Below are 14,564 nucleotides of genomic sequence, written 5' to 3'. Positions count from 1 at the left end.
AAGGCGGCTCCAGCGAACGAACCGGTTGTAGATCGTCTTATGCGGACCATAACCCTTGGGCGCATCGCGCCACATCAGCCCATGCTTGATGACGTAGACGATCCCCGACACGATCCGCCGATCATCGCCCTCGGGATACCATGCGACAGCGGGAAAAACGGCTCAATCCGGCGCAGCTGCGCACGGCTCAACAAAAACGGTACATCCATCGGCAGCGCCTCCTCGACACTACCATTGAATCAACCAATCATACCCCACGCAAGCAATTTAATAGGTCCTGAGCCTAAAGCCATGGTCCGGCCAAGCTTTGCCCAGCTTAACCCCTATACATCGTTGAACTTCTCTTTCGACGAGAATGGCCAGCCAAACGGCACGGGTGTGAACGGGGCGGTCACGGCCTTTACCGGTTCTTCGGGCAATCCCAATCTCAAGCCCACCAAGGCCAAGCAGTTCGATGCCAGTATGGAGTATTATTTCGGCCGTGCGAACAGCCTGACACTGGGCCTGTTCTACAAAGAGCTGAAAGACTATATCTTCTCCGGCATCAGCGAAGAGAGCTATACCAGCAATGGTGAAACCGTCACTTTCGCCATGACCCGGCAAACCAACGGTTCCAAGGGCAAAATCAAAGGTTTCGAACTGGCCTATACACAGTTCTTCGACTTTCTGCCGGGCGCGCTGAGCGGGCTCGGTTTTACCGGCAATTTCACCCTGGTGGATTCGTCAGGCGGCAAGAATACGGCAGTCAATGTGTTCGATCCCAACCAGACCGAAAATGCGGGACTGGATCTGCCGCTCGAAGGGATGTCCAAATATTCCTATAATGTCGCCGGTATTTACGAAAAATACGGTGTTTCAGCACGTGTAGCTTATAACTGGCGCTCCAGCTATCTGCTCACCACCTCAGCGGCCAACATCAATTACCCAGTCTGGTCGGAAGATTACGGGCAGCTCGATGCCTCCATCCTCCTGCAGGTCAACGATCATCTCAAGGTCGGTGTGCAAGGCACCAATCTGCTGGCCTCCAAGACCTATCTGCAGGTCGGCGACCCCGATTTGAAGCCGCGTTACAGCTGGACATCAACCGACCGCCGGGTGGCTTTCGTGGTCCGCACACGGTTCTGAACCCATTCCTCCCTGCCATTCCCGGTTCCCTCCCGAACCGGGAATGGCCTTTTACCACCCCGACTGACCTGCAACCGTAATCGGAGCGTTACAGATTGGAGGATTATGGGAGGGGAGACAGCCTATGCATTATGTTATTGCCGGAGGCGGCGCAGCCGGTTGGATCACTGCGGCTGTTCTTTCACGCTACCTCTCCGCCCCTTCCACTCGGATCACGCTGATCGAATCCGAGGATATCGGCATCATCGGCGTAGGCGAAGCGACCGTGCCGGTCATTGGCGAGCTCAACCGGCTGCTGGATATTCATGAACCCGATTTCGTAGCCGCCACTAACGGGACATTCAAACTCGGGATCGAATTTGTCGACTGGGGCGAAACCGGCCGGCGCCATTTCCATGGCTTTGGCGATTACGGAGAACCGATTGCCGCACTCTCTCCGCATCATCACTGGTTGCGCCTCCACCGGCAGGATAACACCATCCCGCCGCTCGACGACTGGTCAATGCCCTGGGCCGCCGCTTCACAGGATCGTTTTGCACCGCACGAAGCCATGCAGGGCGAGGCGGCTGAATTTCGCCATGCCTATCATTTCGATGCGACCCTGTATGCCGCCTATCTTCGCAAAATAGCCGAAAAACACGGCGTCAAACGGGTAGAAGGGCGCATCCTTCACGCAGCCCGGCATTCGGAGACCGGCTTCGTCACCCATCTCGATCTGGCGGACGGACAGCGGATCACAGGCGATATCTTCATTGACTGCACCGGTTTCGCATCGCTCTTACTGGAGCGGGCCATGAATGTGGGCTTTCGGGACTGGAGCCACTGGTTGCCCTGCGACCGGGCCGCGACCATATCGAGTGCGCGGGCAGGACGGCTGACACCCTTCACCCGTTCCACAGCGCGCACAGCCGGGTGGCAATGGCGCATCCCGCTGCAAAATCGCACCGGTAACGGGCATGTCTATGCAAGCAGCTTCCTGTCCGATGACGAAGCCACGGCCCGGTTGTTCGACGGGCTGGAGGGTGAAGCATTGGGTGAACCGCGGATGCTGCGTTTTACACCCGGCCGGCGGGAACGCTTCTGGGAAGGGAATGTAATTGCCATCGGCCTTGCGGCGGGTTTTCTCGAACCGCTGGAGTCTACGGCCCTGCAACTGATCCAGACCGGCGCCGCGCGGATCATCGAATTGCTGCCCGGCAGACAGCCCGAACCGGCTCTGGCAGACGAATATAATCGCCGCACCACATTGGAATATGAACGGATACGCGATTTCATTATAGCGCATTACTGCCGGTCATGCCGCAGCGAACCGTTCTGGCGTCATGTCGCGGCGATGGATTTGCCCGACACTCTCCAACACAAGCTCGCTTTGTGGGGCGCTTCAGGTCATATCGCACTGTATGATATGGAATCGCATCGGGAACCGAGCTGGGTGTCGGTGCTAATCGGTCAAGGGGTATTACCCCGCGCCTACGATCCGCGAGCCGATATGATACCCCCAGACAGGCTGACGAACCTTATGAAACAGCGCCGGGCCTATCTGGCGCAGGCCGCGCGTAAAATGCCCTGCCATGATTATTTCATCGACAAGACCTGCGCGGCGGATCAGCGGCTCTGAGCCTTGCTACCCGCCGGGCTCGTCCAGCATCCGCTTTTCGTAAACATCGCGGATCGTCTTCCCGTCCCAGACATAGCATAAGTGCCGCTCCTGTCGGCAATGGCTGAGCAGGCGGGGACGGAAGACCGCCACGCATTCGCCCGCTTCGAAACGCACGCTGTCATAAACGATCCCATCTGCTCCCTGATCGCGTAGCCGGGCGGCGAAATTTTGCGACGCGCCATAATCCTCTGGGTGGTACAGTTCCGGCCGCTCGGCCCGGCACCCGCGAATATCGTGCATCGTCCCCGTGCAGTTCACCGCATAGACGCGCATATCGATATCCTGCGCAGGTTCGGCGGTAGCTGCCAGAAAGCAGGCCCGGTGATAGCGTGTTTCGGCAATCGCCGTTGCCAGCGTGCGCCCGGCATAGAACACGCCGTAAGTCCCGTCGGTAAACCGGTCGCCCAGCGGATTGAGATGGGTGAAGGCCGCCATGACCGGGGATGTGCCGGGGCCCGACACACGGTCTTCGGGCGGGACGAGACGCAGATTGCCCGCTTCTTCGCGCAGACGGTCATTGGTCAGCGCCTCCAGCGCATAGACCGCTTCGAGATCCTCAGGGTCGGCCACATCCTCGAACAAGGCGATGGGAGGGAAACGACTGGGAATGATGCGATAACACGGGTGCCAGTGCAGGTCCGTTTGCGGAATAGTCATCAGCCGCGCTGCGCATCCACATATTGGCGCACCACATAGAGATCAGCGACATTGCCGCTGGCCATACGTTCGATTGCAGGCCGTCCGCCGAACGGTGCGGCAGTATTGGGCTTGCGTATCCATTCATCGGCGCTGCGTGGCAGCAATATATGCAGCCCCTTGTAAATACCCAGCACATAGGAAATCCTCTCCAGCGCATCCTTGGGAATGGCCGCAACCGCGCCCCTTTTCCATGACTGGAAAGTGGAGCGGTTATCGAGCCCGAGCAGACGCATTTGTTCGGCTTCCTTCAGACCCCATTTATCGGCAATATTGAAGAAAGTCCGCAGAGCCGGACCGGTCAGATCCTTGCGGTTGGGCATGGATGAGGGAAGCACAGAAGCCATCGACTATCTCCTTTACCCCCAATGTATATATATTACACAATATTTCAATAAGGACTGATTTTCATACATGGTTCTCCTGATTGATTTTGTCCTTGGTCAGCAGCTTGCTTTTGATAGACTGACATCAGGGGAAGGAACTGTCTGATACAGGAGAGTGACGTAATGAAAATTGTCTGGATAATCGGCATGGCGGCTCTGGCCACCAGCCTCAGCGCCTGCGACCGCACCGAAGAAGCGGCCAAGGAAAGCGTCGCAGTCAGCCATCCGGAAGAAGAGAGCGACACAATGGCCACACCGATGATGGACGATACGACCGGCGATATAACCACCGATAACGATACGGATATGAACGCCCTGCCCGAAGATAGCGCCGAAACACCGGCTCCGGCGGAAAGTTAAGGCTACTCAGCAAATGAGACAGGGCCTGAAGGTAATAGCCGCAGGCCCTGTCTCTTCGCATTGCTGCTCCGGGCCCGATCTTTAAACCCCGGCCCTAACCCCGCCCGCGCGTGGCCGTCTTGCCGGGCCGGGCATTGGCTTCGATGAAGTCGATAATGGTCCCGGCAATATCCTTGCCGGTGGCCTTTTCGATTCCTTCAAGACCCGGTGAGCTATTCACTTCCATGATGACCGGGCCGTGATTGCTGCGCAGCAGATCCACACCGCAAACATTGAGCCCCATCCGCTTCGCGGCGCGGACCGCTGTGGATCTTTCCTCGGGCGTGATGCGGATCAGCTCGGCACTGCCCCCGCGATGGAGGTTGGAACGGAAATCGTCGGGCGCGCCTGTGCGTTTCATCGCAGCGATCACCTTGCCGCCCACCACCAGCACACGGATATCAGTGCCGCCCGCTTCCTTAATGAATTCCTGCACCAGAATATTCACATTCGCGCCGCGAAAAGCCTCGATCACCGATTTGGCCGACTTCTCGGTTTCGCCCAGCACCACGCCGATCCCTTGTGTGCCTTCGAGCAGTTTGATGACCACCGGTGCACCGCCGACCATGCGGATCACATCGTCGGTCTGTTTGGGATCATGCGCAAAGGCGGTAACGGGCAGCCCCAGTCCGGCTTTGGCAAGAAGCTGCATACTGCGCAATTTGTCACGGCTGCGCCCGATAGCCACGCTTTCGTTGAGCGGCCAAACCCCCATCATCTCGAATTGTCGCAAAACGGCGAGCCCGTAAAAGGTGATCGAAGCGCCGATCCGCGGAATCACGGCATCGTAACGCTCCAGCTTCTCACCATTATAATAGGCTTCTGGTCGGTGCGAAGTGATGTTGAGCGTCACCCGCAATGTGTTGAGAATATCGACCTCATGGCCGCGCTCGCGCGCCGCTTCGGCCAGACGCTGATGCGAATACAGATTTGCATTGCGCGCCAGAATGGCGATTTTCATGATACAGAACTCTGAAACGGATCCTCTTGCGCCATGGCGAGGTCCGAAAGAAGAAAAGAGCGGCCCGGATCGACCTGAAAACGGCGGCGCAGGGCGGTGCGTCCGATCAGCAGCGGAAACTGCATGTCCGACCGGTCTGCCAGACTGAATTCGGCCCGGAATCGCTCAGGCCCCAATTGCAGATCGGTTTTCACGATCAGCCGCTCCTGCGTCTGCCCGTTGGAGCTGGTAATCACCCGCCGGGCAACATGCGGGGCTTCGCAAAATGCCTCCCCCTGCCCATCCTCCAGACGAAACCGTACCCACGGCTCGCCCTCGCGCTGGAACAGCGCAATATCGGTAGCATGAAGCGAGCTGGTGCGGGCGCCCGTATCGATCTTGGCAGGCAGATGGCGGATCCCGAAAGCAGGAAGCCCGGCATATTCGCGCCAGCCAATAAGGGTCATTCCCGCGCCGGGTTTATGTGTCATGCTGCGCTTTTAACCGCCGCAACGGATTCGCGGAAGCAGGATAATGACCCTCCCGATATTCCGCAAAAACAGCCAGTCCCTCCGGAAGGCCGCTTCGCCTCAATAGGCATGATTGCAGTGCAGCAAAACTATAGCCTTCTCTTCAAATCGAATGATTCGAAATACAATACAAATTAAATTATTGTATTACTTAGTTATTTATATGTTTTAGCAGTGAATAACGCTTTGTAACGCATATAAATAATGAGTGCCGCACCGATCAAACTACGCTGCGTTGCAGCGAATTGCGCAGTCAGTGCAATTTGAGGGGGACAATCGTGACAGAAAGTTTATTTCGCGTCGATAATCTGAAGCGCTATCTTCACCGGGTCCTCGGTTTCGAAATTATCGTACTTCTGTTGCTCGCCTTTCTCAGCCCGCGACTGATCCCGATCATCACCCATAATCTCGTTCTCAATATCATTATTGTGGCTATTCTGGTTCTCGGCCTGACCTATTCGCTGCTGCTGACCTGGCGCCTCACACAGGTCAGCCGCTGGGTGAATGCGCAGCATCCCGAAAGCGGGCCGTTCGAACATCCACCGCGTCTGCTCGCCGCGACAGCCAATCTGCTGCGCCATCCTCCAACGCCGGTGACCGATCGCACTTTGCTCGATTCGCTCAGCTCTCGGCTCGACGAACAGCGCGAAAGCCTGCGCTATATGATGGGGCTCGCGATCTTTCTGGGCCTTCTCGGCACATTCTGGGGTCTGCTTCACACAGTCGGATCGGTCGGACAAGCCATCAATTCGGTGGGTTCGGAAGGACTACCCCCGGCCGAAGCCTTCGACAGGATGCGCGCCGGATTGCAGGGGCCGATGCAGGGTATGGGCATGGCCTTTTCCGCGTCGCTTCTGGGGCTTTCGACCTCACTGATCCTCAGCTTCCTGAATTTGCAGGTCGGCCACGCCCAGAACCGGTTTCATGAGGATTTCGAAGAATGGCTATCGCTGCGCACGGCCGGTTACGGATCGCAGCCTGCGGGGGAGGATGCTCTGGCCACGCGTCTCGAAGCCGCGCTTTCGCGGGTCGATACGATCGAGCGGGCGCTGGCCACACAAGCGGCACGCCTGACCGATGCCCCGCAAGCCCAGTCGCTCGAGCCTTTTGCCCGGGATTTCACCAGGCTGGCGGAATCCGTCCAGCAGCTTCAGGGCAAGATGATGGAAGAAGCGCTGGCCCGGCTCGAAACCATCGAAGCGCTGATTGCCAGCAGCCAGCATCGCCCGCCCGACGAAATTCTCTCCGAAGCGCTGCAACGCGCCGCACAGCATATCGAAGAGAATAAGGGACAGACCGCGCGGGAGGCGATTGCCAATGGCTAGATCGCGCTCAAGACAGATGGATCTCGATTTATGGCCGGGTTTTGTCGATGCGCTGGCCAGTATGCTACTGGTGCTGATCTTCGTCCTGTCGATGTTCGCAATGATGCAATCCACATCCAGCCATATGCCCGCTTCGGCGCGCGCAACCGATCTGGCTGCGCTGGACGACAAGCCACCGGAAGCCGAACCCGAAATTCAGGCCCAACCTCTACGCGAACAGCCCGAGGCTTCACCGGAAAAAGAGGCATGGCAGAAGGAACGAAACACACAGCAGGCGCTCGTCGAACAGCTCCGGGACAGTATGGCCGAAACGCAGGAGAACCTGGCCGAAACCCGAAAAGATCTGCAGGATACTCAATCCGACCTCGCTCGCGCCGAAAATGAGCGCGAAGCCTATAAGCAGGCTGCCTCATCTTCACGCACGGAACTAGCCCGTCTGCAAAAGAATCTGGCGCAGCTTCAGCAGGCTTCCGCAAAAATCGAAAAGTCAGATGACAAACCCGGTAAAAAAGGGCTGGGTAACGATTTTACGGTCGGGATCAATGTCGGCAGCGGCCATTAGAGCTGGCCCTGAGGGGTGCCACATTTTGCCCGGAAAACCTTCTTCCCCTTCGCGTGCAGGCTGAGAATTTCATGAAACATTATTCTGCAATGGCCGCTCTCTTTCTCTTCACCGCTGCGCCTGCCTTTGCCGCTTCGGATACTTTTTGCGAAAGGATCGGGCCGGATCTGGCGATGGATCAGACGCGGGCCAGTTCGGCAGGGCCGCAAGCCGGGCCGGGTGACGAATGGCGAGTCAATATGCTGGGCGGGCTGTGGACCACGCTGTTCGGCGGCTCGGCCATGGTATCCTTTTCCATTCATCCGGTGGATGAAAGCGATGCTGCCGAATATAAGCGGCTGCAAAATGCCTGCCATTCGATCAATGAAGGCGTATTATGCGAGATAGACGGTCCGGCCAATGTCGGCCTCGGCACGCCGAAAGGGCAGGTCAGCGCGGTGCTGCAGGAAGGCGAAAAGGCCGAGCTGGAATTGCGCAAATCGGAATTGTTCTGCCGAAACAAGTAATTGCAGCCTCTCTCCCATCAGCGATTACCGGAAATGAAGGCTGCGGCAGGTAAATTGCTCCATAGCAAAGACACAATGCTGCAAAATCTCTATCATTGTCGCGCTTCTACAGAGATAGTTCTGATCGGGTCTGGTCAATCGTCGCCTGTCATGTTCTGTTCTGTATGATTGTTGAAAATGAAGAGGAGAGACTCACTATGCGTTCCTTTCTAGTTCATGTGCATGACGATTCCTGTCTGGATGCGCGGCTGAAAGTCGCCGTCGATCTGGCGCGCAGTTTTGACGGGCATCTGACCTGCCTGCATGCCACGCCTTACGAATTCTTCATGCCCAATGACGTCTATGGCACGCTAATCGCCCAGATGGCCGCTGAACAGCGCAGCAATGCCGCCCGGATGCATGAAACGCTCAATGGCAAGCTCGCCGATAGTGGTGTCGAATGGGACTGGATGGAGCAGGAAGGCATGGTCGTCACACGTCTCTTCCAGCAGGCAGGTCTCAGCGATCTGGTGCTGCTTGGCGCGTGTGACGAGGAAACCGGCGAACCGGGCTATTCCTCGCTGCCGGGCGAACTCGCCATCGAAACGCAGACGCCGGTAATGGTGGTGCCGCAAAGCAGCAGCGCTTTCGATGTCACCGCACCTGCTGTCGTGGCATGGAAAGGCACCTCTGAAAGTTCACGCGCATTGCGTGCCGCCGTGCCGCTGCTTGCCAAAGCCGCTTCGGTCGATATCGTCACCAGCCATGAAGCGGGCAGTTCGGATTACGATGTTGCGGCCGAAGCCGCGCAGACATTCCTGTCGCATCATGGCATTGCCAGTCAGGTCACGAAGCTCGAAGACACATCGAAATCGGTGGCGACCGATCTCAATGAATTTACTCAGAGCAAGGGTGCGGGTCTGATCGTGATGGGCGCTTTCGGCCAGTCACGCCTGCGCCAGCGCGTATTCGGCGGGGTGACAAGGGAAATGCTCAGCAACGTCCAGGTGCCGCTGTTCCTCTGCCATTGAGCGGAAGGGAACAGCTCTTTCCGTCTAATCTGCCCGGCTAACCGGTTCCCGGCCTCGCTTGGGGGGGCGGAGTGGCCGGGAACCGGGCGGCCCGTCGCCATACCACGGCTCCCCGCATGGCACGGCCGGCTGCTAGGGCGATTTTCGCGACCGACGGGATCATTGGCCGGTCGCGAAAATCCAACAGCGCCATGGCTTTGCGCGGGTCAGAAACGCATCCGCGCCGATCCGCGCAGCGTCAAGGCCACATCGTCGAGCCGGTCCTCTGCGCCGACAGACCCCGTAAAGCTGTAATTGCTGGCGCCGCCAACGGCGCGCAGACGGGCGAACCAGCCACTGTCGACCTGCTCGGGCTCCAGCGTAAACCGCTCCCCATCTTCGAAATGAGCGGTGGTCGCGCCGAGCGATCCGCCGACAATTTCACGCCAGCCACCCTCGGTTTCGAGCCGGAACCAGCCTGTCGCCTGATTGGTCGTTCCCTTGAGATCGACACCCACAGTCATGCTGCCATTTACAGCAAATTCGTCACTGGTGCGGTCCTCGACAATGAGATTGAGGCCTTTGCCGCCACCGGTTTCGCTATAGCCGTCTTCTTCGAGGCGGATATAATCGAAGCTCAGCGCCGGACGGAAAAAGAACATCCGGCCACCGCCTTCACCCGACACGCCGCCGCTGAAAGACATCATCGTGCCGTCCCAGTTGCGCGAAACTTCACGGTCGATCTGGTCGCTGCCATCCATTCCGTGGAAATTGCGCCGGCCATCGAAATTGACCGTCCCGATCGAAGCGCGGCTGAAAGCCGCAATGCCGCCCCACTGGCCCTGCCAGAAGGCAGCGAGTTCATACGTATCGGAGGTTATGCGATTATCGTCACCGCCGCTTGTATAATCGTTCCACAGCCAGGTGCCCGACAGGCCCAGTTTCCCGAAGCCGATATCCTTCTGCGCCGCCAGCGAGAAGCCGAGGCCGCCCTCGTCGAAAGCCGCCGTTTCGCCCTGATCCTTGTTAAGATCCCATCCGGCGGCGCTGACGATAATGTCGAGCCCGCCCATCTCATAAGTCGGATTATGCGGATCGGCGAGCTGCCTGATAAAAGCGCGCGTGCCCAGACTGATGCCCTGAAAAGCGCCGCCCGCATGATCGGGCAGCATCTGGTTGACCGTGTCGCGGAACTGATCGCCATCGGTAATGCCAAGGAACACCCCGCCGATTTCGTCATCCTCGCCAAGAGCGGCAAAAATCGCATCGTAAGCGGTGGCCTGCGAGCGATTAAAGCCCAGTTCCTGCGCATCGCGCCGGGCGATATCCACGGCAAGCTGATTGGCCCCCGCATCCTCGGCAATGCTTGCTTTGAACAGGAAGGGGATGAGAGCGGTATCGGTTTCGAGCCCGTCCAGTCCGTCGAGCGATCCGGCCTGCAGCACGGTATAGCGGCCCTCGGCGTCGCTTACATCGGCCAGTTGCAGCGCCAGCGTCGCGCCTCCGGCAAAGCTGGCATTGCCCGACACATTGAGCAAAGTGCCTGCACCCTCCTCCTTATCGAGCAACACGCCGAGCGTGGCATTCTCCCCCATATCGAGCGAAGCGATGGAAGACGGTGTATGGATATTGAACTGCCCGCCCGAGACATTCACCGCCAGCGACCCTGCATTTGCCAGCCCGCCGGTGAAAACGGCGTCGCCGCCGATATTCAGCGTATCGGCGCCACCGCCGAAATCGACCGTGCCATGATGGACCGATTGTCCGGTAAGGCTCATTGCATCTGCACCCGAACCGAAAGTGACATCGCCCGCCATTTCGGCATCACCTGAAAGCGTAAGCTGGTTATCCCCCGCGCCAAAAGCGACATTGCCCGTTACCGTGCCGTCAGCCACTTCGAACACATCGTTGCCACTGCCGAAACGGACATCGCCGGTGATCGAAGGGGCCTCGACATCTTCGGCCACTTCGGTCTGACGTATCGTCGCGCCCGAGGCGTTGGCGGAGAGATCGATGGCGATGGCGCGCCCTTCCCCGGCGCCGCTCGCTGCAATGCTGCCGCTATTTTCGATCAGCGCCACCGTCCCGCTTTTGTCATGGATCGCCCGAGCAGTGCCTTTGGCGCCGGTCTCGGCCGAAATACTGCCACTGTTACGAATAGTGGTCACGGTAGCGCCTTCATTCACCAGCAGCGCCGTGGCCTGCGATGTATCGCTATTCCCGCTCACCGCCGCCAGCGCGCCCGATACACGTAGCACCGGCACGCTCGCACCATTACCGATATGGAGCGCGGTAGCGGCTGCATCGGTCGAATTCGCGCCGATCCCACCGCCAACGCTCATCCCGTTAGCGACAGTCACCGCGCCGCCGCGTCCACCGATCTGCAGACCGGTGGCAGAAACGCCGGCATAGACCCCGCGCCCTTCGACCGTACCGTCCACCACCAGCCCGAACGCATCACCATTATCGGCCACCGGGCCGAGCGTGAGCGCCCCTTCAGTGCCGCCGATCAGTACACCGGGCGCCGCACCATAGGAAATAACGCTGGCCGCCTCGCTCGCTTCCTCGCCTTCGCCAGAAGCCCCGGCAATATGCACCCCGCCGGTCACATCGCCTTCGATCAGCAGCGCCGGGCCGCCCTGCAACAGATCGTCGGCATCGAGCTTGGACGTATCCGAAGGTGCGCTGGTATTGCGGTAGCCGGTAACAGCCAGATCGCCGGTGACAGTCACCGCGCCGGTCACATCGCCGCCCAGATGCACCGCCATCGCGTCTTCACCCTGCGCGCCGATCGATCCACCCAGTGTCACATCGCCGGTAATATCGCCTGTCTGCACGCCCACGCTGCGATCACCCACTACACTGATATCACCCGTATTGGACAGATCGCCGGTCAGCGCACCGCCCAGCACGATCCCGAAGGAATCCTTTCCTTCTACCGCGATAGTGCCGCTATTGAGAATATCGCCTTCATGCGCGCCCAGTGTGCGGATACCAGCGCGGTTCGACCCGACAGCGAATGGCCCGTCGAGATCGCCGTCATTATCGCTGTCTTCACCTTCATAGCTTTCATCCACCGTGATGGTGCCACTATTCTCGATAGTGCCCTGCGCCCCGGCTGTGGACGAAATGCCGGTACTGCCCGGATCGCCATCCTCGATTGCAATCGTGCCCTCATTGGTGACATCGTGATTGCTGTCCTGCCAGACGGCCACCCCGTCTTCGAGCGTGACCGAAGCACCTTCGGCAATGGTGATGAAATCGGGTGCCCCATCCTTGATAGTCGAGGTCCGCAGGGTTTCAGTTACATCTTCGGAAACGGTCTCCGCCAGGGCGGGAACCGCCAGAGCAGGCGACAAAGCGGCAATGGCACAGGTGGCAAGCAGATAGTGACGCATGAAAATTCCCTCCATATCCTTTGTCTGTGAGGACGGAGGCAGATGCGATCAGCCTTGGAAAAATCGCAAAAATAATGCCGTGCTCCAAAAAAGGAGCACGGCACCGGATTCAAACACACATGATAGGCGTCAAGCGCGGCGATCAGTCGAGATAGAAATTCACCGTCGTGACCACACGGACCTTTTTATAAGGCGTGTCGGCAACACCGTAGCCGCCCCCGTCGCCATCACGCGGCTGTACGGAGAAATAACCCTGCGTGGCATTTTTGATACCGCCTACCTGCGTATCGCTGTCCTTGGCGAATTGTTCGGCGGCGGCGCGTGCATCGCGGGTGGCTTCAGCAACCATTTCCGGCTTGATTTCATTCAGCCTGGTAAAGCTGTATTCCATCCCCGAACCTTCCTGCAGAACCACGCCCTGCCGGACCAGATCGAACTGGCTTGCCACCGCCTTGCGCGCTTTGGCGATATCGGTGGTGCGCAATTGCAACCGCTGATTGATGGTGACGGTCTGCACACCGTTGCGCAAAGACTGGTTCACCCCTGCCCCTGCCGGTTGCAGCGCTTCATCGGGAATGCCCAGATCGCTGAAGAATTTGCGGATCGTGGCCGTATCGCGGTCGATACTGGCCTGCACCTGCTGCAAATTGGTACCCTGTTCGGAATAGGTCAGCGTCCAGGTGGCAAGATCGGCCGTCACGTCGCGCTCGGCCAGCCCGCGCACCGTCACCGACCGGTCGGCATGGCGCGCCCGGACAAGACCGTTGCCGAGCAGATAACCACCCACCATCAGACCGACAGCAAGAATCGCTGCTGCCGCCAGCCCGTACCACCGAAGAGAATCCGAAATATCGCGCGTCATGCTCCACTCCCTTTTCATGCCTTATAACTGAGCCCGGAAAGACAGGAAATGAACGGATCAGGCCATTGATGAAATGGTGTTACGGAAACGGGAAAGCGCAATGATAAAAAAGACCCCGCCGATTACGGTGACTGCCAGCATTTGCGGCCAGACCACATCAAATCCCGCCCCGCGAAACAGAATGGCCTGCCCTAGTTCCACAAAATGCGTGGTTGGGGCCGCCAGCATGATATCTTGCACGATATCCGGCATACTTTCGCGCGGTGTGGTGCCGCCGGAGAGCATCTGGAGCGGCAAGAGCACCAGCACAGCCAGCATACCGAATTGCGGCATATTGCGCGCCAGCGTTGCCATAAAAATCCCCATCGATGTGGTCGAAAACAAAACCAGGGCGGCGCCAGTGAAAAATAACGGCAACGAACCGATAACCGGCACATCGAGCATACCCTGAACGACCAGTTTCAGCGACAGAAACGAGGCGAGCAGAACGACAAGCCCCATAGACCATATTTTGGACAACATGATTTCTGCAGAAGTGACAGGCATAACCAGCAGATGTTCGATAGTCCCGTGCTCACGCTCCCGGATAAGGGCCGCACCGGTCAGAATGATGGACAACATGGTAATCTGGTTAATGATCTGGGAAAGTCCGCCAAACCAGGACTTATCGAGCGTAGGATTGAACCGTGCCCGCAATTCCAGCTCGACTGGCGAGCTTTGCCGGTTGCGGGTTCGACTGACAAACTCCTCGACTTCTCCCAGCGCTATCTGCTGAATATAGCCGCTGCCGGTAAAAGCCTGCGTCATGCGGGTCGCATCAGTGTTGAGCTGAATTTCGGCAGTCCTGCCCGCCAGCACATCGCGCTGGAATCCGGCAGGAATGTGAAGCACGAAAGTATAGACACCCGAATCCATTCCGGGATCGATTTCAGACGGTGCAATCATAACCGGCTGCATGAATTGCGGCGGATAGAAAGCCGATACTATTCGCTGCGACAAAGGCGAGCGGTCTTCATCAACAATGGCAATAGGCGCATTGTGTAATGTTTCAGGCATGGAAGAAGCCGAGCTGTAAACGGAAAAAGTGAAGGTGAAGACGATCAGGACCAGCATGATCGGATCGCGCCACAAACTCCACAATTCCTTGACCCCAAGGCGGTAGATATTGAGAAACTTATATTTCATC

General features: G+C 58.2%; 14 protein-coding genes and 1 pseudogene. 7 read left to right on the top strand and 8 right to left on the bottom strand.

All coding sequences use genetic code 11. The annotated features are described in order from the left end of the window. A pseudogene (locus D6851_RS14365) lies at positions 1-209 on the bottom strand (transposase); the annotation flags it as partial. Positions 210-291: 82 nt separating this feature from the next. On the opposite strand from D6851_RS14365, the gene D6851_RS14360 reads away from it, so the two are divergent. Together D6851_RS14360 and D6851_RS14355 are read left to right on the top strand one after the other, a co-directional pair. Next, positions 292-1,125, top strand: coding sequence for a TonB-dependent receptor domain-containing protein (locus D6851_RS14360; RefSeq protein WP_120325594.1), 834 nt, complete (start codon positions 292-294; stop codon positions 1,123-1,125). 124 nt (positions 1,126-1,249) lie between these two features. Then, a complete protein-coding gene (locus D6851_RS14355) occupies positions 1,250-2,743 on the top strand; it encodes a tryptophan halogenase family protein (RefSeq protein ID WP_120325593.1) in 1,494 nt (497 codons plus the stop codon). A 6-nt stretch (positions 2,744-2,749) separates the two neighbouring features. Here D6851_RS14355 and D6851_RS14350 read toward each other — a convergent pair whose 3' ends face one another. Then, entirely contained in the window at positions 2,750-3,442 is a 693-nt protein-coding gene (locus D6851_RS14350; protein WP_120325592.1) for an RES family NAD+ phosphorylase, read from the bottom strand. After that, positions 3,442-3,828: an MbcA/ParS/Xre antitoxin family protein gene (locus D6851_RS14345; RefSeq protein ID WP_120325591.1), complete on the bottom strand. Its 387-nt coding sequence runs from the start codon at positions 3,826-3,828 to the stop codon at positions 3,442-3,444. The genes D6851_RS14350 and D6851_RS14345 overlap by 1 nt, the downstream gene beginning before the upstream one ends. 162 nt (positions 3,829-3,990) lie before the next feature. On the opposite strand from D6851_RS14345, the gene D6851_RS14340 reads away from it, so the two are divergent. Beyond that, complete coding sequence (locus tag D6851_RS14340) at positions 3,991-4,227, top strand: hypothetical protein (protein ID WP_120325590.1); 237 nt, start codon at positions 3,991-3,993, stop codon at positions 4,225-4,227. A 94-nt stretch (positions 4,228-4,321) separates the two neighbouring features. Here the strand turns inward: D6851_RS14340 and rimK are convergent, their stop codons facing one another. Then, positions 4,322-5,227 carry a 30S ribosomal protein S6--L-glutamate ligase gene (rimK, locus tag D6851_RS14335; protein WP_120325589.1) on the bottom strand — a complete coding sequence of 302 codons (906 nt, stop codon included), beginning with the start codon at positions 5,225-5,227 and terminating at the stop codon, positions 4,322-4,324. Then, a complete protein-coding gene (locus D6851_RS14330; RefSeq protein WP_120325588.1) occupies positions 5,224-5,697 on the bottom strand; it encodes an ATP-dependent zinc protease family protein in 474 nt (157 codons plus the stop codon). Before D6851_RS14330 ends, rimK begins: the two co-directional genes overlap by 4 nt. Before the next feature lie 317 nt (positions 5,698-6,014). Here D6851_RS14330 and D6851_RS14325 point away from each other — a divergent pair, with 317 nt between their 5' ends. The 4 genes from D6851_RS14325 (at position 6,015) to D6851_RS14310 (ending at position 9,139) form a co-directional block, all read left to right on the top strand. Next, positions 6,015-7,061, top strand: a complete 1,047-nt coding sequence (locus D6851_RS14325; RefSeq protein ID WP_120325587.1) for a MotA/TolQ/ExbB proton channel family protein — start codon at positions 6,015-6,017, stop codon at positions 7,059-7,061. Next, complete coding sequence (locus D6851_RS14320) at positions 7,054-7,623, top strand: hypothetical protein (protein WP_147395493.1); 570 nt, start codon at positions 7,054-7,056, stop codon at positions 7,621-7,623. Before D6851_RS14325 ends, D6851_RS14320 begins: the two co-directional genes overlap by 8 nt. 71 nt (positions 7,624-7,694) lie before the next feature. Next, positions 7,695-8,129, top strand: a complete 435-nt coding sequence (locus tag D6851_RS14315) for a hypothetical protein (RefSeq protein WP_147395492.1) — start codon at positions 7,695-7,697, stop codon at positions 8,127-8,129. Between the two features lie 197 nt (positions 8,130-8,326). Further along, on the top strand, positions 8,327-9,139 hold the full coding sequence (locus tag D6851_RS14310; RefSeq protein ID WP_183030114.1) for a universal stress protein: 813 nt from the start codon (positions 8,327-8,329) through the stop codon (positions 9,137-9,139). Positions 9,140-9,345: 206 nt separating this feature from the next. Here the strand turns inward: D6851_RS14310 and D6851_RS14305 are convergent, their stop codons facing one another. From D6851_RS14305 to D6851_RS14295, 3 genes are all read right to left on the bottom strand, one after another. Next, positions 9,346-12,516 carry an autotransporter domain-containing protein gene (locus tag D6851_RS14305; RefSeq protein ID WP_120325583.1) on the bottom strand — a complete coding sequence of 1,057 codons (3,171 nt, stop codon included), beginning with the start codon at positions 12,514-12,516 and terminating at the stop codon, positions 9,346-9,348. Between the two features lie 142 nt (positions 12,517-12,658). After that, a complete protein-coding gene (locus D6851_RS14300; RefSeq protein ID WP_120325582.1) occupies positions 12,659-13,378 on the bottom strand; it encodes an SIMPL domain-containing protein in 720 nt (239 codons plus the stop codon). A gap of 57 nt (positions 13,379-13,435) precedes the next feature. Continuing rightward, positions 13,436-14,563, bottom strand: a complete 1,128-nt coding sequence (locus D6851_RS14295) for an ABC transporter permease (protein WP_120325581.1) — start codon at positions 14,561-14,563, stop codon at positions 13,436-13,438. Position 14,564 lies beyond the last annotated feature (1 nt).

The sequence above is a fragment of the Altericroceibacterium spongiae genome (genome assembly GCF_003610805.1).
Taxonomy (GTDB): domain Bacteria; phylum Pseudomonadota; class Alphaproteobacteria; order Sphingomonadales; family Sphingomonadaceae; genus Altericroceibacterium; species Altericroceibacterium spongiae.
This window is presented reverse-complemented; position numbering and strand designations above follow the sequence as displayed.